The sequence below is a fragment of the Streptomyces pseudovenezuelae genome, from assembly GCF_029892565.1.
Classification (GTDB): Bacteria; Actinomycetota; Actinomycetes; order Streptomycetales; family Streptomycetaceae; genus Streptomyces; species Streptomyces pseudovenezuelae_A.
This window is the reverse complement of the sequence record NZ_JARXVH010000009.1, coordinates 81,417-100,397: the sequence shown is the minus strand read 5'-3', so window position 1 is coordinate 100,397 and position 18,981 is coordinate 81,417. Positions and strand designations below refer to the sequence as shown.

At 71.2% G+C, this 18,981-nt stretch carries 17 protein-coding genes; 7 read left to right on the top strand and 10 right to left on the bottom strand.

The window, feature by feature from the left end; translation table 11 throughout:
- Positions 1-83 precede the first annotated feature (83 nt).
- Positions 84-1,337: an MFS transporter gene (locus tag M2283_RS28005; RefSeq protein WP_280879187.1), complete on the top strand. Its 1,254-nt coding sequence runs from the start codon at positions 84-86 to the stop codon at positions 1,335-1,337.
- 172 nt (positions 1,338-1,509) lie between these two features.
- Positions 1,510-2,679 (top strand): lactonase family protein, encoded by a 1,170-nt coding sequence (locus tag M2283_RS28000; protein WP_280879186.1) that lies wholly within the window; start codon positions 1,510-1,512, stop codon positions 2,677-2,679.
- 43 nt (positions 2,680-2,722) lie between these two features.
- Here the strand turns inward: M2283_RS28000 and M2283_RS27995 are convergent, their stop codons facing one another.
- Positions 2,723-3,754 carry a GlxA family transcriptional regulator gene (locus M2283_RS27995; RefSeq protein ID WP_280879185.1) on the bottom strand — a complete coding sequence of 344 codons (1,032 nt, stop codon included), beginning with the start codon at positions 3,752-3,754 and terminating at the stop codon, positions 2,723-2,725.
- A 71-nt stretch (positions 3,755-3,825) separates the two neighbouring features.
- Here M2283_RS27995 and M2283_RS27990 point away from each other — a divergent pair, with 71 nt between their 5' ends.
- Positions 3,826-5,139, top strand: coding sequence for an MFS transporter (locus tag M2283_RS27990; RefSeq protein WP_280879184.1), 1,314 nt, complete (start codon positions 3,826-3,828; stop codon positions 5,137-5,139).
- A gap of 14 nt (positions 5,140-5,153) precedes the next feature.
- Positions 5,154-5,975 (top strand): NAD(P)H-binding protein, encoded by an 822-nt coding sequence (locus M2283_RS27985; protein ID WP_280879183.1) that lies wholly within the window; start codon positions 5,154-5,156, stop codon positions 5,973-5,975.
- Between the two features lie 21 nt (positions 5,976-5,996).
- Here the strand turns inward: M2283_RS27985 and M2283_RS27980 are convergent, their stop codons facing one another.
- The 8 genes from M2283_RS27980 to M2283_RS27945 form a co-directional block, all read right to left on the bottom strand.
- A complete protein-coding gene (locus M2283_RS27980) occupies positions 5,997-6,635 on the bottom strand; it encodes a flavin reductase family protein (RefSeq protein WP_280879182.1) in 639 nt (212 codons plus the stop codon).
- Positions 6,636-6,676: 41 nt separating this feature from the next.
- Positions 6,677-7,489, bottom strand: a complete 813-nt coding sequence (locus tag M2283_RS27975) for an enoyl-CoA hydratase/isomerase family protein (RefSeq protein ID WP_280879181.1) — start codon at positions 7,487-7,489, stop codon at positions 6,677-6,679.
- On the bottom strand, positions 7,486-9,711 hold the full coding sequence (locus M2283_RS27970) for an acetate--CoA ligase family protein (protein ID WP_280879180.1): 2,226 nt from the start codon (positions 9,709-9,711) through the stop codon (positions 7,486-7,488). The genes M2283_RS27975 and M2283_RS27970 overlap by 4 nt, the downstream gene beginning before the upstream one ends.
- A gap of 147 nt (positions 9,712-9,858) precedes the next feature.
- Positions 9,859-11,346 carry a flavin monoamine oxidase family protein gene (locus tag M2283_RS27965; RefSeq protein WP_280879179.1) on the bottom strand — a complete coding sequence of 496 codons (1,488 nt, stop codon included), beginning with the start codon at positions 11,344-11,346 and terminating at the stop codon, positions 9,859-9,861.
- A 232-nt stretch (positions 11,347-11,578) separates the two neighbouring features.
- Positions 11,579-12,769, bottom strand: coding sequence for a flavin-containing monooxygenase (locus tag M2283_RS27960; protein ID WP_280879178.1), 1,191 nt, complete (start codon positions 12,767-12,769; stop codon positions 11,579-11,581).
- A gap of 115 nt (positions 12,770-12,884) precedes the next feature.
- Positions 12,885-14,615, bottom strand: coding sequence for a caspase family protein (locus M2283_RS27955; protein WP_280879177.1), 1,731 nt, complete (start codon positions 14,613-14,615; stop codon positions 12,885-12,887).
- Entirely contained in the window at positions 14,608-15,027 is a 420-nt protein-coding gene (locus tag M2283_RS27950; RefSeq protein WP_280879176.1) for a hypothetical protein, read from the bottom strand. Before M2283_RS27950 ends, M2283_RS27955 begins: the two co-directional genes overlap by 8 nt.
- A gap of 116 nt (positions 15,028-15,143) precedes the next feature.
- Entirely contained in the window at positions 15,144-15,722 is a 579-nt protein-coding gene (locus M2283_RS27945; protein ID WP_280879175.1) for a TetR/AcrR family transcriptional regulator, read from the bottom strand.
- A 91-nt stretch (positions 15,723-15,813) separates the two neighbouring features.
- Here M2283_RS27945 and M2283_RS27940 point away from each other — a divergent pair, with 91 nt between their 5' ends.
- Positions 15,814-16,260 carry a DUF1772 domain-containing protein gene (locus tag M2283_RS27940; protein ID WP_280879174.1) on the top strand — a complete coding sequence of 149 codons (447 nt, stop codon included), beginning with the start codon at positions 15,814-15,816 and terminating at the stop codon, positions 16,258-16,260.
- Positions 16,261-16,270: 10 nt separating this feature from the next.
- On the opposite strand, the gene M2283_RS27935 is transcribed toward M2283_RS27940, so the two are convergent.
- Entirely contained in the window at positions 16,271-17,875 is a 1,605-nt protein-coding gene (locus tag M2283_RS27935; RefSeq protein ID WP_280879173.1) for a subtype B tannase, read from the bottom strand.
- 226 nt (positions 17,876-18,101) lie between these two features.
- Between M2283_RS27935 and M2283_RS27930 the strand changes: the two genes are divergently transcribed.
- Both M2283_RS27930 and M2283_RS27925 read left to right on the top strand, forming a co-directional pair.
- Entirely contained in the window at positions 18,102-18,554 is a 453-nt protein-coding gene (locus tag M2283_RS27930; RefSeq protein WP_280879172.1) for a DoxX family protein, read from the top strand.
- Positions 18,551-18,973, top strand: coding sequence for a Zn-ribbon domain-containing OB-fold protein (locus M2283_RS27925; RefSeq protein WP_280879171.1), 423 nt, complete (start codon positions 18,551-18,553; stop codon positions 18,971-18,973). Before M2283_RS27930 ends, M2283_RS27925 begins: the two co-directional genes overlap by 4 nt.
- Positions 18,974-18,981 lie beyond the last annotated feature (8 nt).

Sequence of the window (18,981 nt, the reverse complement as noted above, 5' to 3'; positions counted from 1 at the left end):
CGGGAACGGGAGGGGCTCTCGTACCCGGGAGTCGTGAGTGCGCGGGGATGGGCGTTGTCAGTGGTGCCTCGTACCGTTTTCTCATGACCTATCGCGACGTCGCCTCGAAGAAGGTGCTGGTCTGGGCCTGCACTGCGGTCGGGGCCCGGATGCCGGTCGCCATGGCTCCGTTGGCGCTGGTGTTTCTGGTGCGGGAGCGGGCCGGTGGGTATTCGCTGGGGGCGGTTCTCGCGGCGGCCTATGTGATCGGCGAGATCGTGGGGGCGCCGGTGCTCGGGATGCGGTTGCGTCCTGAGCGGGGGCGGGTGCATCTGGCTGTCGGGCTTGCGGTGGGTGCTGTTGGGTTTGCGGGGCTGTGGGTGCTTCCGGCTGCGCATCCGGTTGTTCTCAGCGGGTTCGCGGTCATGGCCGGGGCCGCGCCGGCGGCTGCCACCGGTGGGCTGCGGACGTTGCTCACCAGCCTGGTTCCGGAGCGGGCGGTGGCGCAGGCGTTGTCCGTCGAGTCGGTGGTGACGGCGGGGGTGTGGGCCGTTTCCCCGGCCGCGGTCGCCGGGTTGGCTCTTGGTGTTGCTCCGCGGGTTCCGTTGGGGCTGGCCGCTGTTCTCATGGCCCTTTCGATCGTCGGGCTGTGGTTTCTTCCGGCCGCCTGGGGCGAGGACGGCGGCGCGGGTGACGTGGATGCTGGCGGGCGTCGGCCGGGTGCGTCTCCGCTGCGGGTGCTGGCCGGGGCCTGGCCGGTGTACGTCACCGGTGCGGCCAGCCTGACTCTGCTCGGGTTGTCCGAACTCGTGCTGCCGGCCCTGCTCGAACAGCGCGGCATCGCGGTCGGTTGGTCCGGGCCGCTGCTGACCGGGATGGCGGTGGGTGGGGGGCTCGGGGCGTTCGCGTACGGCCTTCGGAGATGGCCGGGTGAACTGCGTACTCGTAGCGCGGTGTTGGTGGCCGGCACCTCGGCCTGCGTGACCATCGCCGCTCTGTCCACCGGTACGGCGGGGATAGCGGTGGCGCTGGTGGTGGGCGGCACGCTGCAGTCGGCCGCGATGCTCACCCGGAATCTGTCCCTCCGTGAGGCCCTTCCGCCGAACGCCCTGGCTGCCGGGTACTCGGTCATGTACGCGGCTGCGGGGGCGGGTTATGCGGCGACCGGGTCCCTCGCCGGGGCGCTGCTTCGGGTGGTGGCGCCGTCTACGGCTGTGTTGGCCGGGGTGGGGTTGACCCTGACGCTCGCGGGGGTCGGGTGGTGGGGGGAGGCGCGGCGGGCTGGCCGTTCAGGCCCGGGTGTCGACACCGACGTATCTCTTGCGGCGATACCCGGGCACCGGCCCTCCGAACTGTGAAGTCGGGTGCTCCGGTGCGGAGTTGGCGGTGATTCTTACGAAGCGCGGACGTCGGGCCCTTCATGCGCTATTTGCCCGTCTATGTTCCTTCGGTGCGGCCTAGCGTTGCAGTCGTCCGGCCATGAGCATGCCGGTTTCTGCTTTCGCATTTCGCATGAAGGAGTACTCGCACATGACTCTCGCCAAGGCTCGCATCGCCCGCATCGCCCGTACGACGGGTACAGGCGCCGTCGCGGTCGCTGCCGCGGCCGTCCTCGCCGCTCCCACGGCCAGTGCCGCCGGTGGGCATGACGGTGCCGACTCCCGTGCGCACCGCGGTGGTTCGACGGTGTTCGTGCAGACCGACGACACGGCCGCGAACACCGTCGTCGCCTACGAGCGCGCCGCCGACGGCACCCTCCGCCAGAAGGGCACCCATCGCACCGGGGGCAAGGGCGGTGTGCTGGCCGGCACCGTCGTGGACCACCTGGCCTCGCAGGGGTCGCTCGCCTACGACCGGCACAACCAGTTGCTCTACGCCGTCAACGCGGGCAGCGACACCGTGACCGTCTTCGCCGTGCACGGCACCCACCTGCGGCGAGTCCAGGAGATCTCCAGCGGCGGGAAGTTCCCGGTCAGCGTCACCTTCCACGGCAACCAGGTCTACGTCGCCAACGCGCTCGGCGGCGGCTCCGTCCAGGGCTTCGTGCGGACCGGCGAGCGGCTGGTGAAGGTCTCCGCCCGGCACCGCGCGCTCGGTCTGGACGCGGCGACTTCGGCCGTCGGGCAGGTCTCCTTCACCCCGGACGGTTCGAAGCTCGTGGTCACCACCAAGGCTTCGGGGCAGAGCATCGACGTCTTCCCGGTCGGTGGCCGGGGCAGTCACGGCGGGCCGTCCGCGCGGCCCGTGGTGACCTCGCTCCCGGGAGCCGTACCGTTCGGCTTCGCCTTCGACTCCGCCGGGCGGATCCAGGTGACGGAGGCCGGGACGAACTCGGTCGGTACCTTCGTCGTCGGCCGTGATGGGAAGCTGACGGCGAAGGGCACGGTCCCGACGGGCCAGACCGCCACCTGCTGGGCGGTGACCGCCGGCGGCAACGTCTACGTCTCCAACGCCGCCAGCGGCACGCTGTCCGGCTACCGGGTGGGCCCCCAGGGCGAGTTGACCGCACTGGGCAACACGGCCACCGACGCGGGCACGGTGGACGCGGCGGCCTCGTCGGACGGGCGGTACCTCTACGTCCAGACCGGCGCCAAGGGCATCGTCGACGAGTTCCGGGTCGACAAGAACGGGTCGCTCACCGCGATCGGGTCGGTCGTGGTGCCGGGTGCCGTCGGCGGCGAGGGCATCGTCGCCGGCTGACCCGGAGGGGACGTGGGCGGGGGACGTGGGCAGAGGGGCGGGTTCAGAGCGCGGAGCCGGTGGCGGCTCCCGTGCGGAACGTGCGGCGATATGTCGTCGGCGTGACGCCCAGCGCCGCCTGTAGGTGCTGCCGCATGGACTGGGCCGTGCCGAAACCCGCGTCCGTGGCGACCTGGTCGATGGAGAGGTCGCTGGATTCGAGGAGGTGGCGGGCGCGTTCGACGCGTTGTTGGGTGAGCCACTGGCCGGGGCTGACGCCGACCTCCTCGCGGAAGCGGCGGGTGAAGGTGCGGACGGACATCGCCTCCTGCTCGGCCATGTCGCGCAGCTGGATCGGCTCGTGCAGGCGGCCCAGCGCCCAGGCCCGGGCGGCCGTCGTGGTCGCCAACTGCGGGTCGGGGACCGGGCGGTGGATGTACTGCGCCTGACCGCCGTCGCGGTGCGGCGGTACGACGGTGCGGCGGGCGACGTCGTTGGCGACCGCCGTGCCGTGGTCGCGGCGGACCATGTGCAGGCACAGGTCGATGCCGGCCGCGACGCCCGCCGAGGTCAGGACGTCGCCGTCGTCGATGAACAGGACGTCCGCGTCGACCTCGATCTGCGGGAACAGCCGCTGGAAGCGCTCGGCGTCGGCCCAGTGCGTGGTGGCGGGGCGGCCGTCGAGGCGGCCCGCGGCGGCGAGGACGTAGACGCCGGTGCAGATGGAGGCGAGGCGGGTGCCGGGGCGGATGTGGGCGAGGGCGGCGGCCAGTTCCGGGGTGAGGACGCCCTCCTCGAAGACCGGGCCGAGCTCGTACGACGCCGGGACGATCACGGTGTCGGCGGTGGCCAGGGCCTCCGGGCCGTTCGGGACGTGGATCGCGAAGTCGGCGTCGGTGTCGACCGGGCCCGGCGGCCGGATCGAGCAGGTGACGACCTCGTACAGCAGTCGCCCCTCGGCGTCCCTGGGGCGGCCGAAGATGCGGTGCGGGATGCCCAGCTCGAAGGGGAGCAGGCCGTCGAGGGCGAGCACGACGACGCGGTGCGCGCGGAAGTCGTCGGAGGAGCCGTTCGGGGAGCCTGTGGCCGAGTCCATGGCCCGATTCTAGCGAATGCTGTCCTTCGGGCCACTCGATGGGGCGGGGGTGCGGCCTGGATCCTTATGTCGTGACCCAGACAACCGAGGCGGGCGCCGCCGCCCCAGAGGACACCCGGCCGATCAAGAAGCACCGCATCCACCGGGCGTGGTTCGTCGCCGCCGTCACCTTCGTGACGATCATCGGTGCCGCCGCCTTCCGTTCGCTGCCCGGACTGCTCATCGACCCGCTGCACGAGGAGTTCGGCTGGTCGCGCGGCACGATCGGTGCGGCGGTCTCCGTGAACCTCGCGCTGTACGGCCTCACCGCGCCGTTCGCTGCGGCGCTGATGGACCGCTTCGGCATCCGCCGGGTCGTCGCCGTGGCCCTGACCGTGATCGCGCTCGGCGCCGGGCTGACCGTGTGGATGACGGCGGCCTGGCAACTCATGCTGTGCTGGGGCCTGTTGGTGGGCCTCGGCTCCGGCTCGATGGCGCTCGCCTTCGCGGCGACCGTCACCAACCGCTGGTTCACCGAGCGCCGGGGCTTGGTCACCGGCATCCTCACCGCCGCGTCCGCCTCCGGGCAACTGATCTTCCTGCCGGTGCTGTCCTGGATCGTCGAGAAGCACGACTGGCGCCCGGCGGCCGTCACGGTCTCCCTCGCCGCCCTCGCGGTCGTCCCCTTCGTCTGGCTGCTGCTGCGCGACCACCCGGCCGACGTGGGCCAGAAGCCGTACGGCGCAACGGAGTTCGTACCGAAGCCGGCGCCGGTGCAGGGCGCCGCCCGGCGCACGATCGGCGTCCTGAACTCGGCGGCCCGCACCGGTACCTTCTGGCTGCTGGCCGGCACCTTCGCGATCTGCGGCGCCTCCACCAACGGCCTGATCCAGACCCACTTCGTGCCGGCCGCCCACGACCACGGCATGCCCGTCACGGCGGCGGCCTCGCTGCTCGCGGTGATCGGCGTCTTCGACGTGGTCGGCACGATCGCCTCCGGCTGGTTCACCGACCGCTTCGAGGCGCGCCGCCTGCTCGCCGTCTACTACGCCCTGCGCGGCATCTCGCTCCTGTTCCTGCCGATGCTGCTGGCCCCCTCGGTCCGCCCGCCGATGCTCTTCTTCATCGTCTTCTACGGCCTCGACTGGGTCGCCACCGTCCCGCCCACCGTCGCCCTGTGCCGCGAGCAGTACGGCGAGGACAGCGCGATCGTCTTCGGCTGGGTCCTCGCCTCCCACCAGGTCGGCGCGGCACTCGTGGCCTTCCTGGGCGGCGTCGCGCGGGACGCCTTCGGCTCGTACAACGTGGTCTGGTACGCGTCCGGGGCGCTGTGCGCGGTGGCGGCGCTGATGGCGCTGGTGATTCGGCGGCGACCGACGGGGGTAGGGGCCGTGGCGTTGGCGTGAGGGAGGCCCGCACGATGGTCACGGTTGTTTTCGGTGCTCGGGGGAACGTCGGCCGCCATGTCGCCGGAGGGCTGGCGGAGTTGGGGGTGCCGGCCCGGTTGACGAGCAGGACGCCGGACGCCGATCACGTGGCGGCGGATCTGGAGGTGCCGGAGGCGCTGCCCGCCGCGCTGGAGGGCGCGTCACAGGTGTTCCTCTACGCCAAGCCCGCGGGCGTCGACGAGTTCGTGACGGCCGCCCGCTCGGCCGGGGTACGGCACGTGGTGCTGCTGTCGTCCGCCGCGGTCGTACAGCCCGGCGCCGACGGCAACCCGATCGCCCGGGCCCATCGGGTCGTGGAGTCGGCCCTGGAGGAGTCCGGGCTGTCCTGGACCTTCGTCCGGCCGGGGATGTTCGCGACCAACACCCGTTGGTGGTGGACACGGGTGATCAAGGCCGGAGAAGCCGTACGGCTGCCGTACCCGGAGGCACTGACGGCTCCCGTCGGCGAACGGGACATGGCCGCCCTCGCGGTGACGGCGCTGACCGAGCGGGGCCACGGCCACCAGGCGTACACGCTGTACGGGCCCGAGGCGCTCACCCTGCGCGAACAGGTCGAGCACATCGGCACGGCCATCGGCAGCAAGATCCCCGTCGAGACGGTCACCCCCGAACAGGCACGGGCCGATCTGGGCAGCACGATGCCCGCGATGGGGGTGGAGGCGATCATGCGCGCGTGGGAGGCGGGGACGGAGGGTGTCCCTGAGACCACAGCCCTCGTCGGGAAACTGACCGGGAAGCCCGCGCAGACGTTTCCGGAGTGGGCGCGGGAGCACGCCGACGACTTTCGTCCCTGACGGCACTCCGGGCGCCGTCGGTCAGACGAACCGACCCCGGTGGAACAACAGCGGTGCTACGTCGGTCTCGTGGCCCGTGCCCAGCGCGTCCACCCGTCCCACCACGATCAGATGGTCGCCGCCGGTGTGCACCGCGTGGATCGTGCAGTCGATCCAGGCGACGGTGCCCGCGAGGCGCGGTGCGCCGGAGATCGGGGCCGCGTCGTAGACCACGTCCCTGAACTTGTCCGCGCCGCTCACCGCGAAGCCGCGGCACAACTCGCCCTGGTCGGCGCCCAGTACGTTGACGCAGAAGGCGCCGGCACGGGCGATGTGAGGCCAGGTGGTGGACGTACGGCCGACCATGAAGGCGATCAGGGGCGGGTCCAGGGAGAGGGAGGAGAAGGACTGGCAGGCGAAGCCGGCTGGGGCGGCGGGGGCGGCCGAGGTGGCGGGGCCGGTGGGGGTGGAGAGGTCGGGTTCGGTGCCCGTGGCGGTGATGACCGTGACGCCGGTCGCGAAGGTGCCGAGGACGCGGCGGAACTCCGTCGGGTCGAGGGGTGCTCGCTCGTCCTCGCCGACGCACCGCAACTCCGGTCGTGGCAGCGCCTCCACGCCGGCCGGTGTCCCGGCCGACCTGAGGTAGCGGACGGCTGCCGCGGCTGCGCCTGCGTGTCCCATCACCGTTCCATTAGAGCTGACGGTATGTCAGATGGGAAGGGTCAACGGCCCTTGTAGTCCGGTGTCCTGCGTTCCACGAAGCTCCGTACCCCCTCCTGCGCGTCCTCCGTCGTCATGTTGATCTCCTGCGCGGCCGCCTCCGCGGCGAACGCGGTGGCTCGGTCGCTGTCCAGGGAGGCGTTGACCAGCTGTTTGGTGAGGGCGAGGGCGCGGGTGGGGCCGGTGGCGAGGCGGGTGGCCCACTCGCGGGCCGTCTTCTCCAACTCCCCGTCCGGGACGACCCGGTTGATCAACCCCAGCCGTTCCGCGTCCGTGGCGCTGACCGCGTCTCCGAAGAACATCAGTTCCTTCGCCCGCTGCAGCCCCACCAGCCGCGGCAGCAGATACGCGCCGCCGCCGTCCGGGACCAGGCCCCTGCGCACGAACACCTCGATGAACCTCGCCGACTCCGCGGCCAGGACCAGGTCGCAGGCGAGGGCGAGGTGCGCGCCCAGGCCCGCCGCCGTGCCGTTGACCGCCGCGATCACCGGCTTCTCGCAGTCCAGGACGGCGGCGATCAGGCGTTGGGCGCCGCGGCGGAGGGTGCGGGCCACGTCTCCGGGTAGCCGTTCCCCGGCGGTGGCCGCGCCGCCTCGCAGGTCCGCGCCCGCGCAGAAGCCACGGCCGGTGCCGGTGAGGACCACGGCCCGGATGCCCGGATCGGCCGATGCCTCGCCCAACAGGTCGATCAGGCGGTCCCGTTGGGCTGGGGCGAGGGCGTTGAGGGCTTCGGGTCGGTTGAGGGTGAGGTACGCGACCTGGTCGGTGACGGCGTGGGTGATCTGGTCGGTCACCGGTCGCGTGGCCTCCGTCATCGGCACACCGCCAGCGCGTCCAGCGCCACCGCGCCCTGTCCCCGGGGCAGCACCATCAGCGGGTTGATGTCCAACTCCGCGAGGTCGTCCCCGAGTTCGAGTGCCATGCGCTGGACCCGCAAGATCACCTCGACGAGGGCGTCGATGTCGGCCGGCGGTCGTCCCCGTACCCCGTCGAGGAGGGCCCGTCCGCGCAACTCCGCGAGCATGTCCCGGGCCTGTTCCTCGCCGAAGGGCGGCACGCGTACGGCCGCGTCGTGCAGGACCTCGACCAGTACTCCGCCGAGCCCGGCCGTGACCGTCGGTCCGAACAGCTCGTCGTGGGTCACGCCGACGAACATCTCGACGCCGCGCTCGACCATCTGGCAGACCAGAACGCCGTCCAGCGTGACCCCTTCGTAGCGGGCGATGTCGGTCAACTCGCGGTAGGCGTCGCGGACCTGGCTGGCCGAGGTGAGGCCGATCTTCACCAGGCCCAGCTCGGTCTTGTGGGCGATCTGCGCGCCGGAGGCCTTCATCACCACCGGGTAGCCGACCAGGCCGGCCGCGCGGACGGCCGCCGCAGCGCTGGTCACGAGCTGCTCGCGCGGTACGCGGATGCCGTATGCGCGGAGCAGTTGTTTGGCCGCGTGTTCGCTCAGTTGCTGGCCCGGGCGCATCAGGGCCTGGGCCTTGCGGAAGGAGGGGGAGGGGGTGCGGGGGGCCTCGTCGAAGGGTGAGCGGTAGCGGGCGGTGAAGCGGTGGTGGTCGAGGTAGGCGCGGACGGCGGTGACGCAGTTGCCGACGGTGCGGAAGGTGGCGACCCGGGAGGAGCCCAGGAGCACCTCGCGGTAGGCCGGTTCGGTGCCGACGGGGGAGCCCCAGACCACGCAGACCAGCTTGTCGGTCTGCTCGGCCGCGTCCACCAGGTCCTGCACGAGCTTGTCGCTGAGCGGCGGGAACGGGCCGGTGATCGGGCAGATGAGGATCCCGACCGCCGGGTCGTCGAGGATCGCGTCGATGATTTTCCGGCCGCGGTGGTCGCCGACCGGGTGGCCGCCGTTGTCGACGGGATTGGCCACGTTCAGGAACTCGGGTATCCACTGGTGCAGTTCGGCCTGCTTGGCCTCGGACAGCACCGGCAGGTCGAGGCCCGCCTCCGTCGCCAGGTCGGCGAAGTGGGCGCCCGTGCCACCGGAGATGGAGTAGACGGCCACGCCGTCGGCCTGGGGCGGCCGGGCGCGGGCCAACAGGGTGGCGGTGTCCTGGAGTTCGTCGAGACCGTCGACCCGGATCACCCCGAACTGCCGCATCGCCGCGTCCACCACGGTGTCCGCGCCGGTCAGCTTGCCGGTGTGGGAGGCGGCCGTGCGGGCGCCGGTCTCGGTGCGGCCGACCTTGACGGCGACGACCGGGACCCCGCGCCGGGCCGCCCGGTCGGCGGCTAGCAGGAAGGAACGCCCGTCCTTGAGGCCCTCGACGTAACAGGCGATGGCACCGACCTCGGGCCGCTCCGCGAAGTAGGAGAGGAAGTCGGCGGTCTCCAGGTCGGCCTCGTTGCCGGTGGGCGCCCAGTGCGAGAGGCGGATGCCGAGCTCCTGGAGCGCGAACACGGGCCGCCCCTGGTGCCCGGACTGGGTGATCAGCGCGATCGCCGGCCCGTCGAGGTCGTCCCGGAACCGCTCGAAGGCGTTGAGGTTGGTGTTGGGCCCGAGCAGCCGCATCCCCGACCGCCGTACGGCGGCGGCGAGTTGCGCCTGCGCGGTGGCCCCCTCGGCGCCGGTCTCCGCGAACCCGGAGGCGAAGACGACCGCGAACTTCACCTTGGCCTCGGCGAGTTCCTCGATCACGGGCAGCGGGTCGGCGACCAACAGGACGGCGAGGTCGACCTGTTCGGGCAGGTCGGCGACGGCCGGCACGCAGGGGATGCCGAAGACGGACGTACGGGTGGGATGCACGGGGTGCAGCCGAGCCCCGACCCGCTCCGCCCAGGCCACCAACTGCCGGGTGATACCGGTGTTCGGCCGCCCCTCCGCGTCCGAGGCGCCGATCACGGCGACGGACTCGGGGCGGAAGAACCGGTCCAGATCGGGTACGCCCGCGTACAGCGGCCGCCCGCCGACATCGAGATCGTCCACCTCGGCGGGCCTGCCGTGCACAGCAGCCGCGGGTTGCTCGCCGCAGGCGATGACCCGGGCCCGGCGGGAGTCGGTGGTGAGAGTGCCGTGGGTTGATCCAAGCATCGTCCGCCCGCTCCTGTGAGACAGCCATTAACTGACGCACTGTCAGATTACTGAACTGACGCGGTGTCAGGAACGGGCGTGCGTGCAAAGTTGAACGAAGTGTGGGTCAACGCCCCCGAAAGCTCTCGCCGGGGCAGGCATGGCGCCTCACAGCGCCGCGAGCACCTCCCTGGCCGCCCGCTCCCCGGAACGCACCGCTCCGTCCATGAACCCGTTCCAGTACGTCGACGTCTCCGTGCCGGCCCAGTGGATGCCGTCGACCGGCGTGCGCAGGGCGGTGCCGTACTCGGTGAGGACGCCCGGTGGGGCGTAGGCGACCGGGCCGCCTCGGGAGAAGCCCTCGTTGTCCCAGCGTTGGAGGACGAAGGAGGTCGGGGTCTTGGCCTTGTCGCCGAAGTAGGTGGCGAAGTCCTTGAGGACGGCCGCCTTCACGTCGGCGACCGCGGCGGCGTCGTACTCGCGCATCTCGTCGGCCTCGATGAAACCCATCAGGGCGCCGTAGGAGGCGTCCGGCGGGGAGTTGTCGAAGGTGGAGCGGACGGCGCCGGTGTCGCTGACGACCTGGCCGTTGAGGCCGTCGGTGCGCCAGAACGGGGTGTCGTACACGGCGATGGCCTTGCCGATGGAGCCCATCGGGAGGCGTTGGCTCAGTTGGTCGCGGGCGGCCGGCAGGAGTGGGTCGAACTGGATGCGGCCGGCCAGTGGGGGCGGTACCGCGACGACGACCTTCTTCGCGGTCACCGTCACGCCGTCCGCCGTCACGACGTACTTGCCGCCGGACTTCGTGATCGAGCGCACCGGCGCGCTCAGCACCACCCGGTCGCCGAGGGTGGCCGCCAGTTTGATCGGTACCTGTTGGGAGCCGCCGACGAAGCGGGACTCCTGGGCGCCGTTCGCGGTGTCGGTGAGACGTTCCAGGGTGCCGGCGGTGGACTCGTTGCCGGCGGCGGCGATGTAGAACAGCACGAAGAGCAGGGAGAGTTCGCGGGGCTGGGCCGAGAAGATGGACGTGGTGGCCACGTCCAGCAGGAACTTGGCCGACGGGACGATCGCGTTGGCGTTCAGCCAGCTCTCGAAGGTCTGCTTGTCCCACTCGGCGGCCTTCGCCGCGGTCCAAGGGGCGCCGACCGGCACCTGTTTGGCCATGTCGTCGAGCGCGGACTGCACGATCGCGGCGTTGGCGAGGCCCGCCACGTCGATCGGCGGCACCGAGCCGAGGAGGCCGTCGGTGGCGTACGGGGTCTTCTTGCCGTCCTTGTAGAGCAGGTTCTTGCCGGTGTTGTACGTCGTGAAGGTCGCGACCCCGAGCGAGTCGGCCAGCGCCTTGATGCGGTCCTGGGTGGGGCCGATGAACTCGCCACCGCCTTCGGTGACCCCGCCGTTCGCCAGCGCAAGGTTCACCACCCGGCCGCCGACGCGGTTCCGGGCCTCCAGAACGGCCACGGTCTTGCCTGCGGCCACCAGGTCGCGGGCCGTCGTCAGTCCCGCGAGTCCGCCGCCGACGATGGCGACGTCCACGTCACGGGTGGCCGCGGCGGCCGTTCCCGCGGCGGTGCCGGTCAGGGCGACGGCTCCGGCGGTGGCGGCTGCGCCACCGATCAGGGAGCGTCGGGAGAGCTGTCTTTCACGTGCCACGTGCGTCCTCCGTCAATGAGCGAGAGGTGGGGCGGAGTTGAAAGACGCTCGCGCCGAGGTGAGTGCCGAGCGCGAGCGCTGAAAGCTGAGCAGCGCTCACATTCTGGACCCATGACGGGGCGCGGTACAGCTCCTTAGCCACATCCGTCTCGCCCGTAACGGGCGTCGCAGGTGGGGGAGTTGAGAGACCTCGGGAGGGGGGAGCCGAGGGGGTCGGAGGAGTCGGGGAACGCTAACGGCGCTTGCGCTGGCGGTCCTTCACGACCGCCTTCGCGATCTTCTCCGCGTCGATGGCCATCTCGCGGAGCATGCCGCTGATGGGGTTGGTGAAGCCGGTGAAGTACAGGCCGGGTGCCTGGTCCGGGGTGCGCGCGCCGTGCACGACGGGCTTGCCGCGCTCGTCGAGTACGTCGAGATCACCGACGAGACCTTCGAGTCCGCGGGCGTAACCGGTGGCCGCGACGACCGCGTCCGGCGAGAGAAGGCTCCCGTCCGCGAGCACGACCTTGCCGTCCTCGAAACCGGCGACGGCGGCCACGACCTCGACCTTGCCCTTGCGTACGGCGTTGATCAGACCGACGTCCAGGATCGGCACGGAGCCCGCCTTGACCCGGGTGTAGAGCCCGGTGTCCGGTCTGGGCAACCCCTGCGCCGACAGGTCCGGGACGCTCAGCTTCGCCATCGGGCGGGCCATCCGGTCGACGAGGCCGACCGGCAGCCGCCGTACCAGCACGCTCGTGTACTGGGCGGCCCAGCCGGCCGTCGAGCGGCGCACGATGTGCGGGGTGGTGCGCACGGCGAGCCGCACCCGCGAGGCCCCGCCCTCGACCAGGTCCACGGCGATCTCGGCACCGGTGTTGCCGACACCGACGACGAGGACGTCACGGCCGGCGTACGGCTCGGCGTTGCGGTAGTCGCCGGCGTGCAGGAATTCGCCCTTGTACGTGTCGAGGCCGGGCCAGTCCGGGACGTTCGGGGTGTGGTTGTAGCCGGTGGCGACGACCACGGCGGCGCCGGTCAGTTCGCGGCCGCCGGTGGCGTGCAGCAGCCAGCCGTCGCCGTCCGCGGAACGCTCGACGCGGGACACCTCCACACCGGTGACGATCTCCAGCTCGTGGTGCTCGGCGTACTTCTCCAGGTACCGCACGACGTCGTCCCGCGACACCCACCGCCCGAACCGGCGCGGCATCGTCAGTCCCGGCAGGGACGACAGGCGCCGGGTGGTGTGCAGGTGCAGCCGGTCGTAGTGCCGCCGCCAGGACGCGCCGACCCGGTCGGACTTCTCCAGCACGACCGCGCGCATGCCCCGCGCGCGCAGCGCGTACGCGACGGCGAGGCCGCCGGGGCCGCCCCCGATGACGTATACGGGGCGGTTCGTGTGCTGGTGCGCGGCGGCTGGTGCGGACGCTGTGGAGTCGGCCATGAGCGCGAGCGTAATCACGCGCCCCGTTGATGGGTCTCGGTCAAGAGGGGAATTGGTTGCGGATTGATCACGGGTGTAGGAGGAGTGGGGGGGATTTGTGGCGTAGGACACTCGGCTAGGGGCGGCCGGTCACCGCGGTGAGGATCGGGGCCGAGACGGGTTTGGCGCGACCGCTCGGCCAGAGGAGGCCGTCAGGGGTGCGGACGACCACCCACTGGCCCGGGGCGGGCAGGCCGATGACCTCGACGGGTACCGGGTTCTTCGTGCTGAAGGGTGGGTCGCCCCTGTTGACGCGGTGGGCGTAGAAGGAGTGGGGGAGTGTCAGGCTGAGGTCCTCGGACCACAGCACGATGCTCGGCTTCACATGGACGGTCACTGGTCCGTGGTCGTCCTCGCCCGTGATCGGGGGCGGGGCATGGACCTTCAGCAGCATGGGGGTGACCGGCAGGGAGGGGATCTGCAGCAACTGGCGCAGGCGGAGGAAGATCCAGGCGACGTTGACGGAGGCGATCAGGAGCGGCACGTTGATGAACGCGAAGGCGAACAGGGCGATCAGCGCGGTGGCACGCCACGCACCGCCCCCGCTCCGGGCCAGCAGCCACGCGATCAGGCTCACCGACACCGAGCAGCCGACCAGTGACGCCAGCACCCACCACGCCTCGCGCGTGATCCTGCGGTAGACCCGGTCACGGGACTTCAGGACGGCGTGGGTGCCCTCGGTCCGGGTGGGCCGCACCGCGGTGGGCCAACTGCCGGTGAGCCGCGCCTGTTCGAATCCGGCCAGTTGCCGCGCCGACCAGGTCACTGTTCCCGCGCCGTCGGGAAGGGTGAACTGCACGTCCCCGCTCGCCGTCGCCATGGCGACCGGCCGGTCCCGCATCCGCCGGACCTCGAACCGACCCTCGGTGAACCACCGACCCCGGACCTCGTTCCCGCCCCCGGCGGCGACCAGTTCGTCCCGGTGGACCGTCAGAGTCCCCGCCGGCTCCGTCAGCAGGACGTGCAGCACTCCGCTGAAGTGACTCTCGACCAGCGGGCGTTCACTCACCCCGTGCCCGCTCGTGAACAGGGGCCGCAGGTCCGGCGATTCAGGGACGGCGGCCGGCTCCGGCGTCCGTTCGACCGACCCCGCCCGCCGCGCGAGCGCCACATGCCCCGCCCGCCCCTCCGTCTTCATCTCCGGGTGCTGACCCGACCCGCGCATACGGTCGTCCACGTACCGATAGACGTCCTCCACCGTCACATAGCCGTCCTCGTCCACCGCTCCGTGCCGCAACCCCGCCACCAACGCGGCGGTGAACGGGCTCGGTTCGTCCTCCCCGGCCGCGTCCGCCGCCGTCTCCAGCAGCCCGCACCCGGTCATGACGAACCGCCCCCGGCCGGCGAACCGGGCCGCCGCCTCACCCCCCTTGGCCGCCGCCGCGCGCCCGCTGAAACAGCAGTCCAGGACGACGACGATCGCGCGGGCGGCGCAGTCGTCCATCAGCTCGTTGACGTACGACTGGCGGACCGCGCGGGTGCGCAGCCAGTCGAGGGTGGTGTCGTGGGTGCACAGGTGCAGTCGGTTGTGCAGGTCGAGTCGGCCGTGGCCGCTGTAGTAGAGGAGCAACTGCTCGCGTGCGGTGGCCCGGTGGAAGAAGGTGAACAGTGCTTCCTGGACCTGCTGGCCCGTCCCGTTCAGTACCGAGGTCACCTCCCAGGGCAGTCCGGCCTCGGGGTCGGTGAGCGCGGCGCGCAGTTCCGAGAGGTCGTTCGCCGGGCCGTGCAGCCGTGCCAGCGCCGGTTCGTCGGGGAACTCGGCGTTGCCGATCAGCAGGGCGCGGTACGCAACGGGGGCTTCAGACAACGGAGTTGCCGTCCGGCTCCGAGCCCCCTGACTCGTCGGGCTCCGCCAACTCGGCCTGCGCCCCCGCATCCGCCCCCGACCCGGCCCCCGTCGCCGCCCGCAACCCGTGCTCCAGCGCGGCCTGCAACGTGGCGTTGTCCACAGTGGAGGTCGTGGCCGTGAACTGGCCCTTCTTGCCGTCCACTTCCCAGGCGAGGTGGACCACGCGGTCCCGGTCGCGCACCAGCCAGCCCTTCACCACCGCCACCACACCCGCGACCACGGCCGGGCTGAGCAGCACGGCCACGTCCGGCAGCCAGCCGCCCTTCGTGCCGGGCCGGATCGCGGCCGACCTCCGGCTCGCGGCCCCCGGCGAGGTCACCAACGGAGTCTCCCGCCCCAAGTCCTCGTGCAGCAGCCGTACTTGGGACAACCATCTGTCGTCATCGGCATCGAAGCGATCGCTCGTCGCCGTGACCGACACCCGCAGTTCCCGCACTTGGGCACCACCCCCATCGGGAGCGTACTAGGGCACGGCCGTACGGCGGGTCAGAGCACGGCGAGCCGGTCCACCACCAGCTCCGCTCTCCGCTCGGCGTCCCCCGCGGGCAGCCGTCCCGCCCGGGTCAGGGTCGCCAGCCCGTGGAGGGCCGCCCAGAACACCTCGGTGAACAGTCCCGGGTGGACGCCTTCCCCGGCGACCTCACCGAGAGTCTCCAGCAGGGCGGCGAAGGCGTCCTTCAACGGCTCCGGGGTCTCCTCGGCCGCGAACGCCAGGCCGCCGTCGAGCTGGAACATGGCGTCGTAGACCGCCGGGTTGCGCTCGGCGAAGTCGAGGTAGGCGCGGGCGAGGGCGGTGACCCGGGCGCGCGGGCCGTCCGCGGCGGAGGCGCCGGCCCGCAGCGCCGCGGCCATCTCGGCAGCGCCCTCCAGGGCGACGGCGCCGATGATCTCGCGCTTGCCGCGGAAGTGGCTGTAGAGGACGGGCTGGCTGTACTCGATGCGCTCGGCGAGCCGGCGGGTGGTGACCGCGTCCCAGCCCTGCTGCTCCGCGAGTTCGCGGGCCGTCGCCACGATGAGGCGCTCGCGGACCGCCCGTTCGCGCTCCTTGCGTTCCTGTACCGACATGATTCGATCCTAGCACCGCTAGACAATCAAGCGGCAGTAGGTCTAGCGTTGCCTCATCATCTAGCAACACTAGATTCCCAGAGGGGCAGCCATGCTGAACGCGCTTGAGATCATCACCACCGTGATCGTCGGCCTGATGGTGGGAGTGGAGTTCTCCGTCGCCTTCGTCATCAACCGGATCCTCAACGCCCTCCCCGACGACAGCAATCAACTCGGCCGCGCCCACGGGGGCCGGATGCTCGGCGCCGTCATGCCGGTCTGGTACATCGGCTCGCTCGTCCTCGTCGCGATCTGGGCCATCGCCGGACGGCACCACGACGGCGCGGGACTCGTCGTCACCGCCGGCGCGCTGCTGATCGTCAGCGTGGTCATGTCGGTCCTGCTGCTCGTCCCGATCAACAACCGGGGCAAGACGTGGACCCCCGAGAACCGGCCCGAGGACTGGAAGGAGCAGATGAACCGCTGGGACCGCTTCCACTACGTCCGCGTCGCCGTCATCATCGCCGCCTTCGCCCTGCTGGCCGCCGCCCTCGCCTGAGTGGACGGTGCTACTTCTTCGCGCCCCGATGCCCCGTCACCTGGGCGATCCACTCGATGAAGTCGCCCGGGTCGATGTTGGAACCGTGGCCCTCGTCCCAGTAGTAGATGTGGTTCACGTCGTCGCCGAGGTTGTCCAGGCGGGCCGCCAGGTTCGCGGCGACCGTCAGCGAGGTGTCCGAGTCCTTGGTGCCGAGGCGGATCCACCAGTGCTTGGAGCGCTTGGAGTTGACCTTCTCCACCAGGTGGTACATCGGGTTCATGAGGTTCAGCAGCTCGGGGATGTCGCTCGCGACCCGCTTGCTGCTCAGGCCCGTTGAGTCGTTCTTCGCGCCGTACGCGGTGAAGTGCCGGGCGAGGGTCGTGCCCGCGCCGAACTCGTTGTTCTCGCCGGCCGACAGGTCGAAGGCGTCGAAGGCGGGGGTGTCCTTCTTGCGGGCGCCGACGTGGGTGAGGAAGTCGGGCCAGGTGAAGGTGGCCCTGCCGCCGGACCAGGTGATGAAGGTGTTGGCGGCGAGGTAGGTCTCGCGCGCCGAGTCCGACAGGCCGGCGAGGTACGTGGTCGCCGACGGCTCCAGGTACTGCTCGACCATGTACTCGTCGAGGTTACGGGCGTTCAGCGGCCCGAAGCCGCCCAGGCCGCGCAGCTTCAACGAGGCCTGGTACTCGGCGAATTGGGCCTGCAGTGCCTTGGAGACGGTCTGGTCGACCTGCTTGCCGGTGCTGAGGTCGTTGCCGCCCCAGTTCCACTCGTAGGAGCCGTCGGCGTGCTCCAGGTCGGTGATCGGGCACCAGGCACCGGTCGCGAAGATCGCGTCGGAGGCGTCGGCCGCGCCGATCTTCTTGAGGTACTTGTCGTAGACCGGGCTGTCGCCGGACGCGCCGAGCAGCGAGGACAGGGCGCCACCGGCACTCGTACCGGCGGAGACGATCCGCTCGACGTTGCCGGGGATACGGCCCTTGTTGGACTTCACGTACCGGACCGCCGCCTTGAGGTCGACGATCGCGGCGGGGGCGGTGCCGTAGTACTCGCCGCCGGAGTTCTTGAGCGTACGACCGCGGGCGCCGGGCTCGATGACGACGTAACCGGCGGCCAGGGCGAGGAGTTGGTTGCTGGAGGTCGCGCCGCCGGTGGCGTTGGTGTTGCCGTTGGCGCCGGGCGCCGAGGCGCTCGCGGAGGCGGAGGAACTGGGCGCGCCGCTGGGCGCCGCGCCCCCGCCGCCCATGGCCGAACCGCCGCCGCCGACCTCGGTCGCGTCCGCCACGGAGGCGGGCAGGTAGCCGCCGATGGAGTTCGCGAGCAGAATCGGGGCGTTTGCGGGGTCGACCGTCTCGCCGTCGATCTCGACCGGGGCGCTGACGATGAGCGACTGGTAGGTGGCGTCCACCGGGCTGGCGACGTACGTGATCGCCTTCCAGAAGTGGTAGACGACCGTGTGGTCGTCGCCGTCGGTGTCCGTGACGGTCTTGGTCAGCTTCGTGTAGGCGTCCGGGTCGAAGACCAGGGCGTCCGAGGAGGAGGCCGACGCGGACGACGCGGACTTCGAGTCGCTCGCGTTCGCGCTCAGCGCGATCCCGCCGACCGCCGCGACACCGGCGGTGGCACCGAGACCCATGACCACTGTCCTGCGCTTCACTGCCCTGTGCTTCACCTTGCTGCCTCTCGCCGCTTCGACTTCATGACCTGACTTCATGGCTTGCGCTTGCGAACGTAATCGGGTGCGAACAAAATCGTCAACAATCTGCCGGGATTCATGGCGGACCCACAGCGGCACGGCCTGTGCACAGGATTTTCATGGCCGCCCCTCGGCTTTCCTCGCCTTCTGACGTACCGTCAGATTCATGGATGCGATCTGGCTCAGCGGAGCGGAATGGCTCGCGGTCCTCCGCATAGGGCTCGGCCTGTGGTGGCTGGAGAGCTGGCGGCACAAGGACAAGAAGGGCTGGTTCGAGCGCGGGACCGGGATCGAGTGGGCGGCGGGCGTGGCGGCCAAACACCGCTGGAACGCCGTACGTTCGGGCTTCGACGTCGTCGTCCGCCCACGCCCCCGCACGATGGCGTACGTCGTCGTCTACGCCGAACTGGCCCTGGGGCTCGGCCTGGTGGCCGGCTTCCTCACCCCGATCGCCCTGATCGGCGGACTGCTCCTCAACGTCCTCTACTTCACCCTCATGATCCACGACTGGGCCGAGCAGGGGCAGAACGCGATGATGGCCCTGATCTCGCTGATCGCCCTGTTCGCGATGGCCTGGCAGACGTGGTCGGTGGACAGCGCGCTGGGATGGTTCGGATGACGACGACCGCGTCCCCGCGCGGCCACGACGTCCCGGAGCCCGACGCCTTCACCCGCACCTACTGGGACGCGGCAGCCCAGGGCCGCCTCCTCGTCCGCCGCTGCACGACCTGCACCCGCGCCCACCACTACCCGCGCGAGTTCTGCCCGCACTGCTGGAGCGAGGCCGTGACGTGGGAGCCGGCGACCGGCCGAGCCACCCTCTACACCTGGTCGACCGTCCACCGGAACGACCTACCGCCCTTCTCCACCCGCACCCCGTACATCGCCGCCGTGGTCGACCTGGCGGAGGGCCCGCGGATGATGACGGAGATCGTGGAGTGCGGGGAGGGGGAGCTGCGGGCGGGGATGGCCCTGGAGGCGGTCTTCCCGGACGGCGTCCCGAAATTCAGGCCGCACGGCACAGCCCCAACGGCTTGAATGGCCCG